The sequence below is a fragment of the Pseudomonas sp. P5_B3 genome (assembly GCF_056400405.1).
On sequence record NZ_JBFULI010000045.1, the window covers coordinates 1 to 19,213 of the forward strand.

Consider the following 19,213-nt stretch of genomic DNA (forward strand, 5'->3'; position numbering starts at 1 on the left):
AGCAAACGCTACGCCTCGCGTTTCGCCAACAACCTGCGCCGCCRCCTGCTCAAGGACGCCACCCCGGACACCGGTTGCGGCCTGAAGCTGATCGAGCGCGCGGCGTTCTTGCGCCTGCCGTACTTCGACCACATGCATCGCTATATTCCGGCGCTGATCCAGCGGCATAACGGGCGCATGATCGTGCACCCGGTCAACCACCGGCCGCGCACGGCCGGGGTGTCGAAATACGGCAACATCGACCGCGCCCTGGTGGGCATTCTCGATTTGTTCGGAGTCTGGTGGCTGATCAAGCGCACGCGGCTGAACACCATTGCCCAGGAGATCGAAGGATGATGTTGTCTCGTGAAACCTTGTGGCTAGTGGTCGGCTTTGCGGGGCAGGTGGCGTTTACCGGGCGGTTTGTCCTGCAGTGGCTGTACAGCGAGTACAAGAAACGCAGCGTGATCCCGACCAACTTCTGGTACCTGAGCATCGTCGGCAGCACCTTGTTGCTCGCCTACGCCATTTATCGCCAGGACCCGGTGTTCATCGCCGGCCAGGCCTTTGGCTCCATCGTCTATTTTCGCAACCTGCAATTGATTGCCAAAAGCAGAAGCGTGAAGGAATAACCATGCGTAGATCACTGTCGCCCAGGGTCGAATGCCTGGGCCTGATGCTGCTTGCCCTGCTGTTGATCGGCGCGGGGCTGGGGTTGCGTCAGGCACAGAATGTGGATGAGGAGCGTTTCCTCGGCGTCGCACTGGAGATGCTGCAAAACGGCTCGTGGCTGATCCCGCACCGGGCCGCCGAGATCTACGGCGACAAGCCGCCGATTTTCATGTGGACGGTGGCGTTCTTCACCTGGCTGACCGGCAAGCCGAACATCGCCCTTTATATCCCGGGACTGTTTTCGGCCGTGACGGTCACGGCGATGGTCTATGACCTGGGCCGTCGCCTGTGGACCCAGCGCACCGGGCGCAACGCCGCGCTGTTGTACCTGGCGACGTACCAGACCTACAGCATCCTGCGCACCGGCCAGATCGACAGCTTGTTGATTCTGTTCACCTCCCTGGGCCTCTACGGTCTGGCGCGGCACCTGTTGCTCGGCCCTGCGTGGCGCTGGTTCTACGCGGGCTGCGCGGCCATGGGCATTGGCGTGATCACCAAGGGCGTGGGTTTCCTGCCGGCGCTGTTGCTGATTCCGTACGCCTATGCGGTGCGTAAAGACTGGCACGGTGTGGTGGCCATGCCCGGCGAGGCGCGCAAGTGGTTGCTGGGGTTGGTGGTGATGCTGGCAGCGATTGCGATCTGGCTGTTGCCATTGGCCTTGTCCATCATCGTCAATGGCAGCGCTGACGAAATTGCCTATGCGCGGGAGATCCTCCTGCACCAGACCGCGGGCCGTTATGCCGCCGCGTGGCATCACCGCGAACCGTTCTGGTACTTCTTCACCAATGTGATTCCGCAGTACTGGCTACCGCTGGTGCTGGTGCTGCCATGGCTGGTCCCCGCCTGGCGCAGGCAGTTGCAAAAACGTGATGGCCGGGTCCTGGTAGTGCTCGGTTGGGTGGTATTGGTGGTGCTGTTTTTCTGCATCAGCAGCGGCAAACGCAAGCTGTACATCTACCCGGCGCTGCCTGGGCTGGTACTGGTTGCCGCACCGTTGATCCCGTGGCTGCTCAAGCGCTGGTTCAAAAGGCACCCGCGTTTGCGTCGGGTGTTCCCGGCGCTGGTGGCGACCTGGTTCGTGCTGTGGTTCGCCCGTGGTTTCATCGAACCGCTCAAGGAAGGCACCAACATTGATCAGGTGCTCATGGCGCAGGCTGCGACCATGACCCAAGGCGCCGATCTGGTGCTGGTCAACTGGGAGGAAGGGCACTGGTTGTTCGCCCGTCAGCCGATCGTGCATTTTGGCATGGACTACTCCTCCATCGAGAAGGCTGCGCAGTACCTGCGCGAACACCCCAAGGCCTACGCTCTGGTGCCGGATGACGTACTGAACCAGTGCTTCAAACCCGAAGCGGCCCGTGAACTGGGCGAAAACTCCCGGGCGAACTGGTCGATCGTGGGGGCGGATGCCGACAACGGCAAATGCCTGCCGCAAGAGGCTGGCAAAGCCTATCGGTTTACCTGGAGCGACCCGCATATGCCAGCGCTACCGGCGCAGGTGGCCAATCCCTGAGAGCAAAAAAAGGGCCGTTTGAATAAACGGCCCTTTCTCTTCGTTCGTCGCCTGTCACTGACTGGCATCCAGCACCACGCGGTAGCGCGCCTTGCCACTGCGCAAATGATCGATGGCTTCGTTGATCCGGCTCATGGGAAACATCTCGACCTGCGGCAGGATCTGATGGCGGGCGCAGAACTCCAGCATCATCGCGGTGTTGGCCGGTGAGCCGACCGGTGAGGCGGACAAGACTTTTTGCTGGGGAATCAGGTTGAACACGTGCACCGGGATGGCGTCGGGCACGACGCCGACAAAGTGCAGGCGACCCTTGCCGCGCAAGGTGGCGAGCATGGCCGTCCAGTCGAGGTTGGCGTTGGCGGTGACCAGGAGAAAATCCAGGGTACCGGCAATGGCATTGAGCGCATCGGTGTCGGTCGAGGCGACCACCTTGTGCGCACCCAGGCGCCTGGCTTCGTCCTGCTTGCTCAGCGATGAGGTGAACGCCGTGACTTCGCAGCCCCAGGCGTTGAGGAAGCGCAGCGCCAGGTGACCGAGGCCGCCAATGCCCACTACGCCAACCCGGTCAGTGGGCTTGATGCCGAATTCCACCAGCGGGTTGAACACGGTCGAACCGGCACAGAACAACGGCCCGGCCATCGCCGGGTCGAGCCCGGCCGGGATCGGCAGGGCCCAGGCCCAGTGCGCGCGAATGCGGTCGGCAAAGCCGCCGTTGCTGCCGATGATGGTCGGTTGCACGGTGCGACACAGGTTATGCGAGCCTTCGATGCACGACGTGCAATGCATGCAGCTGCCCTTGTACCAACCGATGCCCACTCGTTGGCCCAGTTCCAGGCCGCGAACCTGGTCGCCCACCCGCACGATACGGCCGACCACCTCGTGACCGGGAATAAAGGGGTAGCTGCTGATGCCCCAGTCGTTGTCGATCAACGACTGGTCGGAGTGGCAGACGCCGCAATATTCCACGGCGACTTCCACCTCATCGCTTCCCAGCGGGCCGGGATCGTAGCTGAAGGGTTCCAGTGGCGCGCCCGCTGCCGTGGCGGCCCAGCCGGTAAAGGTGGTGAGTTCGCTGCTGTCGCTCATGGGATACCTCCAGATCAGAAGTCAGGGGTTTGAGCCGCTGGAGTGCAGCGGCGGAGCGAGGAAAGTGTAGCGGGTTGCAGGCGTTGCATCGGGCGCGAGCGTTGATGCTTGAACACCCGACGCATACACCCACTGTCACTGTTCGAACAATTGGCGATTGGCCCCTACGAAGTCAGCCACCGTTTGCGGCGCTTGACCGGTTACTTGCCCGATCACGCCGTCCACTCCGGAAAAGATCCCGTTCTGGTAATCGACGGCCACCGCCAGGAAGTGCTGGATGACAAATTCCGGCAGATCGTAGGTCTGCAGGTGCTGGCGATACTCGTCCAGCGTCGACGGACTGTAGGTGATGGTGCGGCCGACGATGGCGCTGATTTGCTCGGCAATTTGCTGATGGCTCAATTCGACGGGACCGTACAGCGGGTAGGTCTTGCCGATATGGCCGGAAGGCTGGGTCAGTAGCCTGGCGATCAGGCGGGCCTGATCTTCGGCGGCAATCGGTGCGTGCCGCCCGTTACCGTACGGCAGCGTTATCTTGTTTTCCTTGACGATCTGATCCAGCACCCACGGAAAAATCAGCCATTCGGAAAAGAACGTCGGGCGAATGTGCACCACCGGCACGCCCGACCAGTCGAGTACGCGTTCGGCGATCCAGTGGTCGCGGGCGGCATGGCTCAGAGAGTCTTCGCGGGCGGAAATCTGCGACATCTCCACCACCACCTCGACGCCTGCGCGCCGTGCGGCATCGGCAAAGTAGGCGGTCGCCTGAATGTAGCCGGGACGAACCGGGTAACACAGGTACGCGCCGGTCACGCCCTCCATGGCGCGCAGGATGTCGTCGTGCTCGAGCAGGTCGCCAACGAAAATTTCGGCGCCCTCGCTTTGCAAGGCGGCACTGCGCTCGTCCAGATGATGCACGAAGGCTCGCACCGCATGGCCTTCATTGAGCAAATGACGGACGGTGTAGACGCCGGTTTTACCGGTTGCTCCAGTGATGAGGTATTTGCGTGGCTGCATGATGGGTTCTCTCTCTGTAATAAACGGGAAGTGGATCAGCTGTCGAAGGGTGCGTTGTCGATCAGGTCGCAGACATTCGGGCAATCGAAGCCATGGACATGGCGGCGCCCGACATCGGCGAGCCCGGTGCCAATGGCCGTATGGGGTTTGTTCCTGGCCACTTCGGCAATGGCCTGGGTAAAGGCCGCTTTCATGCCGATGCGGGGGTAGAGCGCGAGCGTGTCGTCGACCAGCGACGGGGTGATTTCATCCAGGTGCAGGCCCATGACATCGACGTGGGCGCCCATATGGATCAGGGCGATTTCCGGCTGTTTGCGGTCGGCGATGCCGGCGCTGGAGTGCAGGGCAATCGCATCCCAGACCTGTTCAGCTTTCGCCTGCGCATAACCGTTCGCCAGGAGAAAACGACGGGCGGCATCGGCGCCATCGACTTCAAAGCGCTGGTCGGCGGCAAACTCGGGCGTCAGCCCCAGATCGTGCAGCAGTGCGGCGAGGTAGACCGCTTCCCGGTCGTACTGAAAACCCCGGCGCTGGCCGAGGAATTCGGCAAACCACCATGTCCGGTGCACATGATGCAAAAGCGCCCTGGAGTGGACGCGCTCCACGAGCGATGCGGCTCTGCGGGCTAGCTCGGAGTCTGGAGCGCTGAAGCCGCCGATGCTAATGGGTGTATTCATGTTGCCTCCCGGGAATGAACTTGGCTTGCCATTCACTCTAGGGATGTGCGGTGTGGCGCAATTGACTATTTACGGATGATTTGTGCCAATATTGACGTCTTGAACGAGCAGGAGCTCGCCGTGATGAACAAGACGAAACCTGGCCATTCATTGAGGGGCCGCATGCCAAAACGCGTGGTGATTCTGGGGTTGCCACCCGTCGACGGGCTCGACGTGATCGGCCCGGCCGAGGTGTTTTCCCTGGCGAACACTCTGCACGACGGAGCCTTCGCGCCCTATGTGCTTGAACTGGTCTGCGCGGGCGTCGACCCGCAAATGGCCAGCAGCACCGGCATCGGGCTCATGGCGCACACGACCCTCGAGCACGAGCGGCATGCCGACAAGGCAATCGACACGCTGATCGTGGCGACAGGCTGGCAAGCAATCGATCAGCTGGACGGGGCGGCCATCGAATGGATTCGCACGAGGTCCGAAAGCGTGCGACGGGTGTGCTCGATCTGTGTCGGCGCGTTTGCCTTGGCGGACGCAGGGCTGCTGGACGGGCGCCGGGCGACGACTCACTGGCGCATGGCACGCGATCTTGCCGAGCGTTATCCCAAGGTGCAGGTCGATCCGAATCCGATCTGGATCAAGGACGACAACGTCTATACCTCGGCCGGTATCTCGGCGGGCATCGACCTTGCCTTGGCGCTGGTCAGCGAAGACCTGGGGGATGACGTTGCGCTGGACATCGCGAAAAACCTGGTGTTGTTCCTGCGCCGTCCCGGTGGGCAGGCGCAGTTCAGTGTCGCCCTGCAATCGCAGCAGGTGCCCGGTTCAAATCTGGATGAACTGTGCCACTGGATCAGTGAGCACCTGAGTTCACAGCTGACCGTGGAAATCCTCGCAGACCGCTTCGCTACCAGCGTCAGAACCTTGATCCGGATCTTTCAGCGCGAGTTGCAGACCACCCCGGCCAAATACGTTGAAGACGTTCGGCTGGAAGCCGCGTGCCGGGAGCTCGAACTGGGTGGGCGGTCGATGGAGGAGGTCGCACGCCGATGCGGTTATCACAGCATTGACGTACTGAGGAAGGTTTTCGTCCGGCGCCTTGGCGTGAGTCCCAGGGAGTACGCGCAACGTTTCGCGCCAGACGTGGGGTAGGGGCGCCCGAGGCTTTCGGAGAATGTCGAACTGTTCGATGCGCTGGAGCTGTTGATCTGAGCGTTACCTCAGAACTCCAGATCGATCACCAAGGCCTCATCGAAATCAGGATTTTCATTGATGCCATTTTTGGCATAGCCCCGGGGGTTGCAGACCACGCGGGTATTGCCCACCCGATAATCGAAGCTGCCATGGGTGTGGCCATGCAGCCACAGTGCCGGCTGCCAGTCTTTGATCCGCGCTTCGAGGTCCGAGACAAAGCTTGAGTTGATCGGCGAACCGGCAAAGGTCGGGCTGATGCTCGACCGCGTCGGGGCGAAATGCGAGACCACCACCGTGGGTGTGCTGCTGTCGCGGGTGAAGCAGTCTTCCAGCCAGGCGACCGTCTGCAGAAACACCAGTTGGGAAATGGCCGGCGTGAACGGGTCAGGGAAATCGGGGGCGATCTTGATGTGGCTGAAGTCACGGATCAGCTGGGTCGCCAGATCGATGCCCAGCGCCCGATCCTCCGGGCTATCGAGCAGACGATAGTCAGACCACAGCGTGCAACCGAGAAAGCGCACGCCGTCTTGGACGTACTCCGAACGTTCCAGAATGTGGATCTGTGTACCTTGCGCCAGGCTGTTCATCTGCTCGTAGGTGGAGACCAGGTCACTGCCATAAAACTCGTGATTGCCCGCCACATACAACAGAGGAACCGGGCACGCGCTGGCCCACTCGATGGCCTTGGCCGGCCGGGCGATGTCCCCGGCGAGCACGACAATATCGGCATCCACGGCGGGAAAGGGGATCGTGTTGACGGACAGGTGCATGTCGGACAGCAAGGCGATGCGCATGGATCAACTCCGGCGTGTCTTGAAGGGCGGGTCATTCAAGTTACGCGTTGTTAACCCGTTGTCACAAGCCTACCGGGCACCGGGTGTTGCACAAAAAGTTGCGCCACACCGCAATACAAATGTGGGAGCGAGCTTGCTCGCGATAGCGGYMTGACAGTCACTTTGTGGGTGCCTGTCAKRCCGCTATCGCGAGCAAGCTCGCTCCCACAGTTTTGATCTTCAGTGACCGCCAATCCCACAGCTGGCCCGTTTACTTCAAATACCACCCCCAAGGCTGGTCGCTGACGTACTCGGTCACCAGCTTGACCTCCAGATAATTGTGCAACCCCCATTGCCCCAGTTCGCTGTCAAATTAAACCTCGTACTTCCGACGGCCAACCCTAAAAGCGCGTGGGATATTTCCTGAATCTACAGAAAGATTTCAACGCTGGCAGGTCGCTTGAATCCAGTCATTCAGCATGGTTTAAACATGCGTGTTTAATCGCTGTCAGCGTTACTTCATGAAAGCTACAACACCTTGCGTCGTTGCCTGCAGGTACGCCAGAATCCGCCGGCTTGTGCGCCTTGGGGCTGGGTTTTATCGTTGGCCGGTCGCTGGAAAACAACAGTGATCGGGTTTGGTAGCCCGGCTATGTGAGGTGCAAAGCGTCATCATCTGCAGCGTTTTTCTACTCTGCTTTATGGTGGCCATGCACAGGGTGCCTTCGGGCGCGCCGGTCTCCTTGCATCCCGGTCTACCAACCTGCGTATGGCCACCACCCTACGTTTGGTAGCGTGAGAGTGATGGCTCCTTTTTACGATGCGAGGAGTTTCACTATGTTCAAAGTCACACCCGATCCCCCGGACACTGATCCGGCATCTCCGTGCGAAAGTCTTGATTCAAACAAACTCAACGAGGCCGCCGAGCGCGCGCTCAACCCCGGCACCCACATCATGGCGACGCCGCGCAAGCCCAGCACGATGTTCATCGTCAATCCTGGGCTCAACACTGAAACCCTGCTGGTGCACGCCTGTGAATCGCTGGCCTCAGCCAACGTCATGGCCAACGATCTGGTGGATCATCTGGAGGGGACGAGCCGCAATGCACTGCTGGGGATTGCGCAGGTGATCATGTTGGGGGGACTGGCGGTGAACCGGGCGCTGGATCGGCTTGATCCGCCCTGACCACAACCTCCAGATCACCGACAGACCTGTGGGAGCGAGCTTGCTCGCGATGGCGGTGTGTCAGACACATGGATGTTGAATGTATGGCCGTCATCGCGAGCAAGCTCGCTCCCACAGGGATACGCGTATACCAACGGGTATCAGGCTTGTAGCCTGAGGCCGGGCGCCTTTCGTAGACAAACAACACGAAGTGATCGACCGGGCAGATTTGCCGGATCCAGTGGCTCAACCCCGACAGCCGCGCATGCCCGGCAGGCAGGTCGAGCAGGTGGGCGACTCCGGTGGTCCAGCGTTTCAGTTCCTTGGGGCGCATGGCGGCTACAGGCAGCGGAAGATGGCCTTTGGAGGCACAAAGTACGCCATGGCAGGTGGCCCCGTGTGGAACGGGGTGGCGGACGGCAAGGCGTTTAAAAGACGCACCGCACTGGGGCCGGGTGTTACCGAGTGCTACAGGGCGGGTAGCAGAAATGATCAGGCGGTTGAGTGGTGCTGGACGATCTGGATGAGATTGCCGCAGGTGTCGTCCAGTACCGCGAGGGTGACCGGTCCCATCACTGTCGGCGGACGGGTGAATTGAACGCCGGCGGCGCTGAGCCGGGCATATTCGGCTTGCACGTCTTCGACGCCGAAAAACGTGCAGGGTATGCCGTCCTGCTTGATCGCGCTCTGGTACGTTTTTGCTGCGGTGTGGGCATTGGGCTCCAGCAGCAACTCGACGCCATCGGGATCGCCGGGGGATGTCAGCGTCAGCCAGCGATGTTCGCCCATGGGGATATCGTGCTTGAGTTCAAAACCGAGCACATCCCGGTAGAAGGCAAGCGCCTTGGCCTGATCATCGACAAACACGCTGGTGACTACGATTTTCATGGGCTGATCCTCCTGATGGCTGGGCCGCAAACCTGGAGGGTGCTCTCCTTTTCAGCAGAACACCCCATTGGCCATTCACGCACCCGACGGGCGTTGTCTGGTAGACGGCAACAGTATGGTCAGAATTCCCAAAAGCGGCAGGAACGAACACAGCGTGTAGACGTACTCGATGCCATGGATATCCGCCAGATGCCCCAGCAGCGCGGCGCCAATGCCGCCAAAACCGAACATCAGGCCGAAGAACACCCCGGCGATCATGCCGACGTTGCCGGGCACCAGTTCCTGGGCGAAGACCACGATGGCCGAGAACGCCGAGGCGAGGATGAAGCCGATGATCATGCTCAACACGCCCGTCCAGAACAGGTCGACGTAGGGCAGGGCGAGGGTGAAGGGCGCGGCGCCGAGGATCGAGAACCAGATCACCTGCTTGCGGCCGATCCGGTCGCCGATCGGGCCGCCAAAGAACGTGCCTGCCGCGACGGCACCGAGGAACAGGAACAGGTACAGCTGCGAACTGGCCACCGACAGGTCGAATTTCTCGATCAGGTAGAAGGTGAAGTAACTGGTGAAGCTGGCCATGTAGAAGTATTTGGAGAACACCAGCAGCGCCAGCACCACCAGGGCGAAGGTCACTCGCCGCTTGGACAGGCCGTGGGTGGCCTTGCTGCCTTGCTTGAGCTTGAACAGGCTCAGGTGATTGCGGTACCAGCGGCTCAGGCCGTACTGCACGAGGATGGCGAACACCGCGAACAGGCCGAACCAGGCGACGTTGCCCTGGCCGTAGGGAATGATGATCGCGGCGGCCAGCAATGGGCCGAAGGCGCTGCCGGCGTTGCCACCGACCTGGAAGGTTGACTGTGCCAGGCCGTAGCGACCACCCGAGGCCAGCCGTGCTACCCGTGAGGTTTCAGGGTGAAAGGTCGACGAACCGACGCCCACCAGCGCCGAGGCCACCAGAATGGCCGGGAAGCTGCCGACCATCGACAGCATCAGAATACCGATCAGGGTGCAGACCATGCCGGCCGGCAACAGCCACGGCTTGGGGTGACGGTCGGTGTAGAAACCGATCCAGGGTTGCAGCAGTGAAGCGGTGAGCTGGAAGGTCAGGGTGATCAGGCCGACCTGGGTGAAACTCAGGCCATAGGTGGTCTTGAGCATCGGGTAGATCGACGGCAGCACGGCCTGGATCAAGTCGTTGATCAGGTGCGCCAGGGCGCAAGCGCCGATGACGCGCATGACCAGCGGGCTGGCCTGGCTTGCAACCGAGACGGTGGGCGAGGGTGAGCTGAGGGTAGTGGTCGACATAGGCGAGTTTCCGGATAAAAACGCGAACTGCGCAGGCAAGGCGCAGCCTATTTCAGGGTTCGGCGTTATCCTATGGGCCCTGAAGGCGCCCGTCTCGCGCAACTCGGGCATGGGCTATCGCAAAAAGGGCATCATGATCAAACCATTGCAGGCATTTCTTGCGGAGATCGACCAGGGCGGCTGGAGAGTTCGCAGCAGTGCGACCGACTACCCGGAAAACTGGATCATCGCGCCGCACTCCCATGAAAAGCATCAACTGATCTATGCCATCGAAGGCGTGATGGTGGTGCACACGGCAACGAGCCAATGGACGGTGCCACCGAGCCGCGGCATCTGGATGCCGAGCGCAGAAGTGCACTCGATTCGTTGTGTGGGGCCGATCAAGATGCGCAGCGTGTTCGTGCACCCCGACGTGAACCTGGATCTGCCCACTGAAACCCGGGCCGTGAGTGTGTCCGCATTGTTGAGTGAGCTGATCAAGGTCTCGGTCGATTTCGATTTCAACTGCGATCCGGACTCGCGGGAAGCCCGGGTGCTGCGGCTGATTCTGGATGAACTGACGATCCTGCCGACCTTGCCGTTGAACCTGCCGCAGCCCACCGATCCGCGGATCAACCTGATCTGCACCGCGTTGCAGCGCAATCCCGGGGATGGCTCGACGTTGTCGGACTGGAGCGCGCGGTTGAGCCTCGATGCAAAAACCATCCAGCGACGGTTGCGCAAGGAAACCGGCATGACCTTCGGCCAATGGCGCCAGCAAGCGCGACTGCTGCTGGCGCTGGAGCGGATCGCCGTCGGCGAGAAGATCATCGACATTGCCGGAGAGCTGGGATACGACAGCCCGAGCGCGTTCACGACCATGTTCAAGAAGCAATTCGGCAAGACGCCGAGTGATTTTTTCAAGTGATGGACGCTTAACCCCACGCCAGTACCGCCAGGCCACCGGCCACGAGCAGCCGTCCGGCCTGGATTAGCGACGCGCCAGGGATCGCCCTGTAAACTGGCCGCGCAAAAGGCGCTCGCCTTACCCTTTCAAGCAAGAGAACCTGCAATGGCAAACCACGACCTGACCTTTACCCCCGATCCCGATGCCGATTCGATTTCCTCCGACGTCGTCGGTTTCGGCGGTGTGCTGGTCTCCACCCAGATCCCGACCCGCGCCGACGGCAGCCTGGAGCTGGGCGACATCACCCTGCAAAGCGAATGCACCCTGCAAGCGCTGAAGGTCGCGCTGGAGCGTGCCGGCAGTTCCATGGACCGCGTGATGCACCTGACCATCTACCTCACCGACATGGCCGACCGCGCCGCGTTCAACGAGGTCTACAAGCGCTACTTCGCCAAGCCATGGCCGGTGCGCGCCGCTGTCGGGGTTGCCTCGTTGGCGGTGGAAGGCATGCGCGTGGAAGTGACCGCGATGGCGGCCAAGGCCTGACCGCAGCGACACAAAAACCCGGGGCATGGGCTGAATTTGTGGCCGACGCCGATCAAAATGTGGGAGCGAGCTTGCTCGCGATGGCGGCGTGTCAGTCGACATCAATTCTGGATGTCCTGCCGCYATCGCGAGCAAGCTCGCTCCCACAGGGGTTGAGGCACGCCAGGCTTGCCCGAAACGCCACCCGACAGCATACGGGTGCCGGTCCGGCGTTTCGCCGCTACAATGCACGCCTCGACCGTGACAAGCCCGACTAAAAAAACTATGTCTTTGCCCAAACATCACCTGGAATTGCTCAGCCCTGCCCGCGATGTGAGCATCGCCCGCGAGGCCATCCTGCATGGTGCCGATGCCGTGTACATCGGTGGCCCGAGCTTCGGCGCCCGCCACAACGCCTGCAACGAAGTGAGCGATATCGCCCAATTGGTGGAATTCGCCCGTCGTTACCACGCCCGGGTGTTCACCACCATCAACACGATCCTGCACGACAACGAACTGGAGCCGGCCCGCCAGCTGATCCACCAGTTGTACGACGCCGGCGTCGATGCGCTGATCGTCCAGGACCTGGGGGTGATGGAGCTGGACATCCCGCCGATCGAACTGCACGCCAGTACCCAGACTGACATCCGCACCCTGGAGCGGGCGAAGTTCCTCGATCAGGCCGGTTTCTCGCAACTGGTGTTGGCCCGCGAGCTGAATCTCCAGGAGATCCGCGCCATCGCCGACGAAACCGACGCGGCCATCGAGTTCTTTATCCATGGCGCGTTGTGCGTGGCGTTTTCCGGTCAGTGCAATATTTCCCACGCCCAGACCGGGCGTAGCGCCAACCGTGGCGACTGCTCGCAAGCCTGCCGTCTGCCGTACACCCTCAAGGACGAAAAGGGTGGCGTGATCGCCTACGAAAAGCACCTGCTGTCGATGAAGGACAACAACCAGAGCGCCAACATCCGCGCCCTGGTCGAGGCCGGCGTGCGTTCGTTCAAGATCGAGGGCCGCTACAAGGACATGGGCTATGTGAAAAACATCACTGCCTACTACCGCCAGCGCCTCGACGCCGTGCTCGAAGACCGTCCGGACCTGGCCCGCGCCTCCAGCGGCCGCACCGCGCACTTCTTCCTGCCCGACCCGGAAAAAACCTTCCACCGTGGCAGCACCGATTACTTCGTCACTGACCGCAAGATCGATATCGGCGCCTTTGACTCGCCGACCTTCACCGGTCTGCCAGTGGGCGTGGTCGAGAAAGTCGCCAAGCGTGACATGCAGGTCGTGACGCACGAGCCGCTGTCCAACGGCGACGGCCTCAACGTGCTGGTCAAGCGTGAAGTGGTGGGTTTTCGCGCCAACATCGCCGAACCCAAAGGCGAATTCGAGGAGGACGGCGAGAAGCGTTATCGCTATCGCGTCGAGCCCAATGAGATGCCGGAGGGGATGTACAAGCTGCGCCCCAACCATCCGCTGAATCGCAATCTTGATCACAACTGGCAACAGGCGCTGCAAAAGACCTCCGCCGAGCGTCGCATCGCCCTGAGCTGGGTCGCTCGCCTGCGTGAAGACCAGCTGGAGTTGACCGCTACCAGCGAAGAAGGCATCAGCGCCAGCGTCACCCTGGATGGCCCGTTCGGCGCCGCCAACAAGCCGGAGCAGGCGCTGGAGCAATTGCAGGATCTGCTCGGCCAACTGGGCACCACGCAGTACCACGCCATCGACATCAAGCTGGACGCGCCGCAGGCGTACTTCATTCCGAACTCGCAGCTCAAGGCCTTGCGCCGTGAAGTGATTGAAGCCCTGACCGAAGCGCGGATCGCCGCCCACCCGCGTGGCAGCCGTAAAGCCGAAACCAGCCCGCCGCCGGTGTACCCGGAGTCGCACCTGTCGTTCCTGGCCAACGTCTACAACCAGAAAGCTCGCGACTTTTATCACCGTCATGGCGTCAAGCTGATCGACGCGGCCTACGAGGCCCACGAGGAAACCGGCGAAGTGCCGGTGATGATCACCAAGCACTGCCTGCGTTTCTCCTTCAACCTGTGCCCGAAACAGGCCAAGGGCGTGACTGGCGTGCGCACCAAGGTTGCACCGATGCAACTGATCCACGGCGACGAAGTACTGACGCTGAAGTTCGACTGCAAGCCTTGTGAAATGCACATCATCGGCAAGATGAAGGGCCACATCCTCAACCTGCCGCAACCGGGCAGCGTGGTCGGTCACATCAGCCCCGAAGACCTGCTCAAGACCATCCCGCGCGCGCCGCACTGAGTGACAGGTGAGTGCGCCGCAACGGCGCGCTCACCAGTTGTTCAATACCCTGCGTATTTGAAGTAAACGAATGCCACGGCAGCGGCGAGACCAAACGCTGCCAGGGCTTTTGTTTGTGCGGTTGCCTGAAATTCGCCCGACCCTTGCTCATGGGGTTGCGAGTATGCGATAGCGTCATGGCGGCGCTGCAGAATGGCCAGACAGGTGTAGCCCAATCCTATCAGCAGCGAAACAGCCATCAGGCCGAGGATCAGCCATCGTATTGTTGCCGGCTTTCTAGCGGCCGATACTCTCATCTCCTGTTCACAGACCGCGCTCTCGAACTCCAGGACAGAAATGGGCTGGTAAGCCGTTGTGGGCCGCTGTGCATCACTGTGTATCGCTGCCATTTGTTCCAGGTCCAGTGCCTGATACTTCCAGAGCGTCATCGATCCTTCCCGGCAGTAGGTGAACGCAGCGGGGCTCGAAGCGCCGATGATGCACGCGTCGTCGATACCGATGTTTTTCAGGGTCTCCATCGCAGACCGTGTGAAGTCCATTTCGAGGACAGGAATGACGCCGTTGGCAGACACCGCGACCGACACCAGCAGACTCGCGATGGCACAGAGGGTTGATATTTTCAAGGTCGAGACCCCCTCGTTTTTTACAGGATCTTTGTTATAAACGCGGGGTCTGGTTGCAACCTGCTTTTGCTGAAGTCTAGACGCTGGCGACAATTCTGGAGCTGGCGGTCGACACTATTCGCAGGTTTCGGCGACGGCTTTTTCAGCTCGTTTGTATTCCTGTTTGATGTCGGTGGGGATGCGCTGCTTTTTCATTTCCTGACCGAGGAAGGGTTGCTCGCCCTTGGACTGGACCTCTGCATCCTCGGCCGTTATCTGCGCCTCGATGGCAGCAGCATGCTTGTCGATGACGGCATCGACCTCGGCTGCATTTTTGGCGGTATCGAGCGCTAAAACCAACTGGCCGGCCTCGGCTTTTTCAGCTTCGGCATAGGCTTCGACCGTCAACCCGGAGGCCAAGGCCCGCGTCTGGGTTTCCAGCCGATTGAGATGCTCCCGGGCGGCCTTGCAGACCGCTTCCTGTCGCTGGCTCTGGATGTGTTCCCAGGTGTTCAACCCATAGATCGCGGCCCCGACCACCAGTAGGGTTGCAGCGGGAGTCATTAATTTGCCTTTCACATTGGCGCCCTCAGATGGCAAGGGGAAGGGTGTTGCGCAAACGATTCCCGATTCCATTCGAGTAAGGAAAAGCGTAGCAGACCTGGTCGGGCTGAACCTGTGTCGACCACTCGCCAAGATGCGGTTCAACACTAAGCGTCTGTTTTAAAAAACAAATTGTTTTATTGGGGCTTCCCAAACGAGACAAAGGTTGGTAAATTTGCGCCCACTCTTGCACAGGCCCTCAGAGAGCCTCTCGCGCAAGCAGGCAACAGCTCTTGTTGCCACTCAAGAAAGCGAGTGCCAGGCACTCATCGCAACAGATACAGGGGCGTCGCCAAGCGGTAAGGCAGCAGGTTTTGATCCTGCCATGCGTTGGTTCGAATCCAGCCGCCCCTGCCATTTTCTTCCTGCACAATCAGATAACACTTGACCGACGGTTATTATTCGTCGGCTTTTCTGTTTTTGCGCCCATTGTCCACCTCTACCGAAAGCGCTCCGGGATGGCCTCGGCAAACGGATACCAGGAAAACCAGGGTCTTGCCTCGTCGATCACGCGCTTGACCGAGGGCCTTTGGACCAACCTGTCGAAATAAGCACTCAAGTGCTGGTAATCGTCGGGAAATGGCACGAGGGTGCTGGCATAGAACAGCGCCGGGGCGGCGGCGCAATCGGCCATGCTGAACGCCGGGCTGGCTGCCCAGGTGTTGGCGGCCAGCTGACGTTCAAGCATGCCGTACGCTGTCATCAGCGCGGCGCGTTCCCGGGTCAGGTCGCCGTTGGCGGCGCTCATTCGGTCAGCGACGATCTTCTGCATTGGCACCTGAATGTGGAGGTCGAAAAAGCGATCCCACAGACGTACTTCCAGGGCTGCCTCCCAATCGTGCGGAATCAGCTGCGCCTGGCCGGGATGAAGCCGGTCCAGATATTCAATGATCACACTCGATTCAGGCACAGCCTTTTGCCGGGCGTGATCGTGAAGCACCGGGAACTTGCCGATCGGCCACAGCGCTTGAAGTTCGGCCCGGTCGGCCTCGTTGCCCAAGTCGATGAGCCTTTTTTCAAACGCGATGTCCAGTTCATAGAGCGCGATCAGCGCTTTGTGGCAGAACGACGAGAGCGGGTGGAAATAAAGAGTCAGTGGCATCCTTCAAATCCTCGGTCAGATGGAAACCGCTTTATTATCCGTCGCCATCCGCCAATCCGCGAGGCGCTCCACCCTGATGTCCAGCGCGGGCCGTTCGGGTTAGAGTGCAGATTCTGGCCTGAATATCAGGCATGCCGCGTTTATGGTCATATCGCCATGCACCAGATCGGACTCATTGTTTACCCCGGTTTCCAGGTTCTGGGCCTGGCCATGTGTGCCGCCTTCGAGTTGGCCAACAGCGCCATGGATGAGCCGTTGTACCGCATTGCATTACTGTCCGAACCGGGTGGCCTGGTGCAGACGTCCGCCGGTTTTGCTGTGAAGACCGAAGCGTTCGACCAGCGCTCGTTCGATACGCTGCTGGTCCTGGGCGACAACCTGATCCGCCCGACCACGCCGGGCATGCTGGAGTTTTTGCGCCGCGCCAGTCACGGCACCCGACGCCTGGGCTCGATTTGCACGGGGGCGAATGCCTTGGCGGAGGCCGGTTTGCTCGACGGTCGGCGGGCGACCACCCATTGGGCGCATGTGCCGGCCTTTCGCAAGGCCTACCCGAACGTGAAGGTCGAGGAAGACCGGATCTTCATCAACGATGGCCACCTGTGGACCGCGGCGGGCATGAGCGCATGCGTGGACCTGGCGTTGGCGCTGGTGGAGAAGGATCTGGGGGCCGACGTTGCACGCAAGGTAGCGCGGCAATTGGTGGTGTACCACCGGCGTTCCGGCGGACAGTCGCAGTTTTCGGTGATGCTGGAACTGGCCCCCAAGACCGATCGGATACAGGCAGCGCTGAACTACGCCAAGCAGAATCTCAAGTCCGCGCTGTCGGTCGAGGAACTGGCCAGCGTGGCCAATCTCAGTCCTCGGCAATTCAGCCGGGTGTTTCATGCCGAAACCGGCCAGTCTCCGGCCAAGGCCATCGAAAACCTGCGGGTCGAGTCGGCCCGGTTGATGATGGAAACCGGACGGCATTCCATCGATGTGGTGGCGACGGACACGGGTTTTGGTGATCGTGAACGTATGCGTCGCGCATTCATTCGTGCGTTCGGGCAGCCGCCGCAGGTGATTCAGCGCGCCAGTCGGGGTTGAATTCTTGATGTCCTGAAAGGTGGCGTATGCGACATTTGTGACTTTATATTATTATCGTAATCTTGATCTCGTTGAAACTTTTCCCTCAATGAGATCACCGCCATGACCCTCGTCAAAGCCGCCGCCGTACAAATCAGCCCTGTTCTTTACAGCCGTGAAGGCACTGTCGACAAAGTGGTGCAGAAGATTCTCGAACTCGGCGAACAGGGCGTGCAATTCGCGGTGTTTCCGGAAACCATCGTGCCGTACTACCCGTACTTTTCCTACGTGCAGTCGCCGTTCGAAATGGCCGCCGAACACCTCAAGCTGCTGGACCAGGCTGTCACCGTGCCTTCGGCCGCCACCGATGCCATCGGCGCTGCAGCCAGGCAAGCCGGCATGGTCGTATCCATCGGCGTCAATGAGCGCGATGGCGGTTCGCTGTACAACACGCAGTTGCTGTTCGATGCCGACGGCTCGCTGATCCAGCGTCGCCGCAAGATTTCCCCGACCTACCACGAACGCATGATCTGGGGTATGGGCGACGGTTCCGGACTGCGGGCCGTCGACAGCGCGGTAGGGCGCATCGGGCAACTGGCCTGCTGGGAGCATTTCAACCCGCTGGCCCGTTATGCCTTGATGGCCGATGGCGAGCAGATCCACGCGGCCATGTACCCGGGGTCGTTTGCAGGTCCCCTGTTCGCCTCGCAAATGGAAGTCAGTGTTCGCCAGCATGCCCTGGAGGCAGCGTGCTTCGTGGTCAATTCCACGGCGTGGTTGTACCCCGAGCAACAGGCGCAGATCATGGCCGACACCGGTTGCACCATCGGCCCGATCTCCGGCGGTTGTTATACCGCGATCATCAGCCCGGATGGCACGGTGCTGGGTTCGTTGCAGGAGGGTGAGGGCGAGGTGATCGCCGACCTCGACATGGGCCTGATCGACAAGCGCAAACGCATGATGGATTCCCGCGGTCACTACAGCCGCCCCGAATTGCTGAGCCTGCTGATCGACCGTACCCCGCAATCCCAAGTGCATGAACGCAGTGCGCATCCGAAGCTGGCCGAAGAGACCGGTGCGGAGGAAGTGACCCGTTAGTTTCAGGCAAAAAAACAGGGGACTTCATGGAAGTCCCTTTTTGTTTGTCCGGGTTGCAGGTTTCGTTTCAACGACGCCAGAAGAAACGAGTAAACAGCGCATCGATACTGAGCTTGCCGCCACCCGACAGCAACAGCGGCGTGAAGGCCACCAGGTAGATCAATGGCAGCTTGAAGTTGCCATAACCCTTGTTGCTGATGGCATACCCTTGGGCAAGTTCGCTCAGGGTGTGCCAGTCGGCGGGCCAATGGATGGCGGCGGTTGCGACGAGGGTCACCACCATCAGGCTCAACGCCGAAAAACGCGTGCCCAGGCCCAGTAGCAAGGTCATGGAAAAGATCAGTTCGGCCCACATCGACAGTTCCCAGTTCAGCGTTGCTGGAAGGTGGTCGAACGGAAACGGGAAGCGCTCCTGGATATCGGTGAACCAGTTCTGGCCGTTGAATTTCTCAAGGCCCGACTCGAAGAACTCCCAGGCGAGGAACACCCGCAGCGCCAAAGGCGCAACCCAGTCGCCGGCACGGTCGAGGGTCAGGTGCAGGCCTTTGACGGCCGAAGAAATGGAGGTGCTCATGGATGTTGATCTCTTTCAGGTCAGGGAGGCGGGGCAACGGCGTGCCCGGTGAGTTGAGCGTTTGACCGGCGTGGCCAATCGACAGGCGTATTTCATCAATGGGGTGTATCTGCGGTGTGTCGTTGTGGCAGGGTTTTGAGTGCGGGGTGTGTCAGGGGCGGGGCTGTATACACTGAGATACGTAAGCGGTCACCACATACCCCTTACCCCTGTGGAGCGAGC

The 19,213-nt window shown here is 60.7% G+C and carries 19 protein-coding genes, 1 tRNA gene and 2 pseudogenes; 11 read left to right on the top strand and 11 right to left on the bottom strand.

Annotated elements, in window-relative coordinates:
* From AC1DRN_RS22575 to AC1DRN_RS22585, 3 genes and pseudogenes are all read left to right on the top strand, one after another.
* Window positions 1–336, top strand: a pseudogene (locus tag AC1DRN_RS22575) (dolichol-phosphate mannosyltransferase); the annotation flags it as partial.
* Entirely contained in the window at window positions 333–611 is a 279-nt protein-coding gene (locus tag AC1DRN_RS22580) for a lipid-A-disaccharide synthase N-terminal domain-containing protein (protein ID WP_223463786.1), read from the top strand. The pseudogene AC1DRN_RS22575 and the gene AC1DRN_RS22580, both read left to right, overlap by 4 nt.
* A gap of 2 nt (window positions 612–613) precedes the next feature.
* On the top strand, window positions 614–2,164 hold the full coding sequence (locus AC1DRN_RS22585; RefSeq protein WP_457266350.1) for an ArnT family glycosyltransferase: 1,551 nt from the start codon (window positions 614–616) through the stop codon (window positions 2,162–2,164).
* A 54-nt stretch (window positions 2,165–2,218) separates the two neighbouring features.
* On the opposite strand, the gene ahr is transcribed toward AC1DRN_RS22585, so the two are convergent.
* The 3 genes from ahr to AC1DRN_RS22600 all read right to left on the bottom strand — a co-directional run bounded on the left by ahr (window position 2,219) and on the right by AC1DRN_RS22600 (window position 4,944).
* The gene (ahr, locus tag AC1DRN_RS22590; protein WP_457266349.1) at window positions 2,219–3,250 is read right to left on the bottom strand and encodes an NADPH-dependent aldehyde reductase Ahr; all 1,032 of its coding nucleotides are present in this window, start codon (window positions 3,248–3,250) and stop codon (window positions 2,219–2,221) included.
* Between the two features lie 135 nt (window positions 3,251–3,385).
* Entirely contained in the window at window positions 3,386–4,267 is an 882-nt protein-coding gene (locus tag AC1DRN_RS22595) for an NmrA family NAD(P)-binding protein (RefSeq protein WP_457266348.1), read from the bottom strand.
* A 35-nt stretch (window positions 4,268–4,302) separates the two neighbouring features.
* Window positions 4,303–4,944, bottom strand: a complete 642-nt coding sequence (locus AC1DRN_RS22600; protein WP_223463790.1) for an HD domain-containing protein — start codon at window positions 4,942–4,944, stop codon at window positions 4,303–4,305.
* 120 nt (window positions 4,945–5,064) lie between these two features.
* Between AC1DRN_RS22600 and AC1DRN_RS22605 the strand changes: the two genes are divergently transcribed.
* Window positions 5,065–6,087, top strand: coding sequence for a GlxA family transcriptional regulator (locus AC1DRN_RS22605; RefSeq protein WP_223463791.1), 1,023 nt, complete (start codon window positions 5,065–5,067; stop codon window positions 6,085–6,087).
* A gap of 68 nt (window positions 6,088–6,155) precedes the next feature.
* On the opposite strand, the gene AC1DRN_RS22610 is transcribed toward AC1DRN_RS22605, so the two are convergent.
* Complete coding sequence (locus tag AC1DRN_RS22610) at window positions 6,156–6,923, bottom strand: metallophosphoesterase (protein ID WP_223463792.1); 768 nt, start codon at window positions 6,921–6,923, stop codon at window positions 6,156–6,158.
* A gap of 816 nt (window positions 6,924–7,739) precedes the next feature.
* Here AC1DRN_RS22610 and AC1DRN_RS22615 point away from each other — a divergent pair.
* On the top strand, window positions 7,740–8,087 hold the full coding sequence (locus tag AC1DRN_RS22615) for a DUF6124 family protein (RefSeq protein ID WP_223463771.1): 348 nt from the start codon (window positions 7,740–7,742) through the stop codon (window positions 8,085–8,087).
* 169 nt (window positions 8,088–8,256) lie between these two features.
* Here the strand turns inward: AC1DRN_RS22615 and AC1DRN_RS22620 are convergent.
* The 3 genes and pseudogenes from AC1DRN_RS22620 to AC1DRN_RS22630 all read right to left on the bottom strand — a co-directional run.
* Window positions 8,257–8,400 (bottom strand): annotated as a pseudogene (locus AC1DRN_RS22620) (helix-turn-helix transcriptional regulator); the annotation flags it as partial.
* A 158-nt stretch (window positions 8,401–8,558) separates the two neighbouring features.
* Window positions 8,559–8,954 (bottom strand): VOC family protein, encoded by a 396-nt coding sequence (locus AC1DRN_RS22625; protein ID WP_223463770.1) that lies wholly within the window; start codon window positions 8,952–8,954, stop codon window positions 8,559–8,561.
* 75 nt (window positions 8,955–9,029) lie between these two features.
* A complete protein-coding gene (locus tag AC1DRN_RS22630; protein ID WP_317851141.1) occupies window positions 9,030–10,259 on the bottom strand; it encodes an MFS transporter in 1,230 nt (409 codons plus the stop codon).
* Between the two features lie 133 nt (window positions 10,260–10,392).
* Between AC1DRN_RS22630 and AC1DRN_RS22635 the strand changes: the two genes are divergently transcribed.
* From AC1DRN_RS22635 to AC1DRN_RS22645, 3 genes are all read left to right on the top strand, one after another.
* Window positions 10,393–11,166, top strand: coding sequence for an AraC family transcriptional regulator (locus AC1DRN_RS22635; RefSeq protein ID WP_223463769.1), 774 nt, complete (start codon window positions 10,393–10,395; stop codon window positions 11,164–11,166).
* A gap of 144 nt (window positions 11,167–11,310) precedes the next feature.
* On the top strand, window positions 11,311–11,691 hold the full coding sequence (locus AC1DRN_RS22640; protein WP_008021538.1) for a RidA family protein: 381 nt from the start codon (window positions 11,311–11,313) through the stop codon (window positions 11,689–11,691).
* A 264-nt stretch (window positions 11,692–11,955) separates the two neighbouring features.
* The gene (locus AC1DRN_RS22645; protein WP_223463768.1) at window positions 11,956–13,944 is read left to right on the top strand and encodes a peptidase U32 family protein; all 1,989 of its coding nucleotides are present in this window, start codon (window positions 11,956–11,958) and stop codon (window positions 13,942–13,944) included.
* Between the two features lie 41 nt (window positions 13,945–13,985).
* Here AC1DRN_RS22645 and AC1DRN_RS22650 read toward each other — a convergent pair whose 3' ends face one another.
* Both AC1DRN_RS22650 and AC1DRN_RS22655 read right to left on the bottom strand, forming a co-directional pair.
* A complete protein-coding gene (locus AC1DRN_RS22650; RefSeq protein ID WP_223463767.1) occupies window positions 13,986–14,567 on the bottom strand; it encodes a hypothetical protein in 582 nt (193 codons plus the stop codon).
* 114 nt (window positions 14,568–14,681) lie between these two features.
* The gene (locus AC1DRN_RS22655; protein ID WP_223463766.1) at window positions 14,682–15,110 is read right to left on the bottom strand and encodes a hypothetical protein; all 429 of its coding nucleotides are present in this window, start codon (window positions 15,108–15,110) and stop codon (window positions 14,682–14,684) included.
* A 321-nt stretch (window positions 15,111–15,431) separates the two neighbouring features.
* Between AC1DRN_RS22655 and AC1DRN_RS22660 the strand changes: the two genes are divergently transcribed.
* Window positions 15,432–15,506: transfer RNA gene (locus AC1DRN_RS22660), tRNA-Gln, on the top strand.
* An 82-nt stretch (window positions 15,507–15,588) separates the two neighbouring features.
* Here AC1DRN_RS22660 and AC1DRN_RS22665 read toward each other — a convergent pair.
* Window positions 15,589–16,251: a glutathione S-transferase family protein gene (locus AC1DRN_RS22665; protein WP_223463765.1), complete on the bottom strand. Its 663-nt coding sequence runs from the start codon at window positions 16,249–16,251 to the stop codon at window positions 15,589–15,591.
* Between the two features lie 156 nt (window positions 16,252–16,407).
* Between AC1DRN_RS22665 and AC1DRN_RS22670 the strand changes: the two genes are divergently transcribed.
* Both AC1DRN_RS22670 and AC1DRN_RS22675 read left to right on the top strand, forming a co-directional pair.
* The gene (locus AC1DRN_RS22670) at window positions 16,408–17,340 is read left to right on the top strand and encodes a GlxA family transcriptional regulator (RefSeq protein ID WP_223463764.1); all 933 of its coding nucleotides are present in this window, start codon (window positions 16,408–16,410) and stop codon (window positions 17,338–17,340) included.
* Between the two features lie 102 nt (window positions 17,341–17,442).
* Entirely contained in the window at window positions 17,443–18,417 is a 975-nt protein-coding gene (locus tag AC1DRN_RS22675) for a carbon-nitrogen hydrolase family protein (protein ID WP_223463763.1), read from the top strand.
* Between the two features lie 67 nt (window positions 18,418–18,484).
* Here AC1DRN_RS22675 and AC1DRN_RS22680 read toward each other — a convergent pair whose 3' ends face one another.
* Window positions 18,485–18,991 (bottom strand): HvfX family Cu-binding RiPP maturation protein, encoded by a 507-nt coding sequence (locus AC1DRN_RS22680; RefSeq protein ID WP_223463762.1) that lies wholly within the window; start codon window positions 18,989–18,991, stop codon window positions 18,485–18,487.
* Between the last annotated feature and the right edge of the window lie 222 nt (window positions 18,992–19,213).

Coding starts and splice junctions, on each gene's coding strand:
- AC1DRN_RS22665 (WP_223463765.1), bottom strand. CDS start 16,251: ATGCCACTGACTCTTTATTTCCACCCGCTCTCGTCGTTCTGCCACAAA.
- AC1DRN_RS22630 (WP_317851141.1), bottom strand. CDS start 10,259: ATGTCGACCACTACCCTCAGCTCACCCTCGCCCACCGTCTCGGTTGCA.
- AC1DRN_RS22680 (WP_223463762.1), bottom strand. CDS start 18,991: ATGAGCACCTCCATTTCTTCGGCCGTCAAAGGCCTGCACCTGACCCTC.
- AC1DRN_RS22670 (WP_223463764.1), top strand. CDS start 16,408: ATGCACCAGATCGGACTCATTGTTTACCCCGGTTTCCAGGTTCTGGGC.
- AC1DRN_RS22610 (WP_223463792.1), bottom strand. CDS start 6,923: ATGCGCATCGCCTTGCTGTCCGACATGCACCTGTCCGTCAACACGATC.
- AC1DRN_RS22595 (WP_457266348.1), bottom strand. CDS start 4,267: ATGCAGCCACGCAAATACCTCATCACTGGAGCAACCGGTAAAACCGGC.
- AC1DRN_RS22635 (WP_223463769.1), top strand. CDS start 10,393: ATGATCAAACCATTGCAGGCATTTCTTGCGGAGATCGACCAGGGCGGC.
- AC1DRN_RS22640 (WP_008021538.1), top strand. CDS start 11,311: ATGGCAAACCACGACCTGACCTTTACCCCCGATCCCGATGCCGATTCG.
- ahr (WP_457266349.1), bottom strand. CDS start 3,250: ATGAGCGACAGCAGCGAACTCACCACCTTTACCGGCTGGGCCGCCACG.
- AC1DRN_RS22580 (WP_223463786.1), top strand. CDS start 333: ATGATGTTGTCTCGTGAAACCTTGTGGCTAGTGGTCGGCTTTGCGGGG.
- AC1DRN_RS22600 (WP_223463790.1), bottom strand. CDS start 4,944: ATGAATACACCCATTAGCATCGGCGGCTTCAGCGCTCCAGACTCCGAG.
- AC1DRN_RS22645 (WP_223463768.1), top strand. CDS start 11,956: ATGTCTTTGCCCAAACATCACCTGGAATTGCTCAGCCCTGCCCGCGAT.
- AC1DRN_RS22675 (WP_223463763.1), top strand. CDS start 17,443: ATGACCCTCGTCAAAGCCGCCGCCGTACAAATCAGCCCTGTTCTTTAC.
- AC1DRN_RS22615 (WP_223463771.1), top strand. CDS start 7,740: ATGTTCAAAGTCACACCCGATCCCCCGGACACTGATCCGGCATCTCCG.
- AC1DRN_RS22655 (WP_223463766.1), bottom strand. CDS start 15,110: ATGACTCCCGCTGCAACCCTACTGGTGGTCGGGGCCGCGATCTATGGG.
- AC1DRN_RS22585 (WP_457266350.1), top strand. CDS start 614: ATGCGTAGATCACTGTCGCCCAGGGTCGAATGCCTGGGCCTGATGCTG.
- AC1DRN_RS22625 (WP_223463770.1), bottom strand. CDS start 8,954: ATGAAAATCGTAGTCACCAGCGTGTTTGTCGATGATCAGGCCAAGGCG.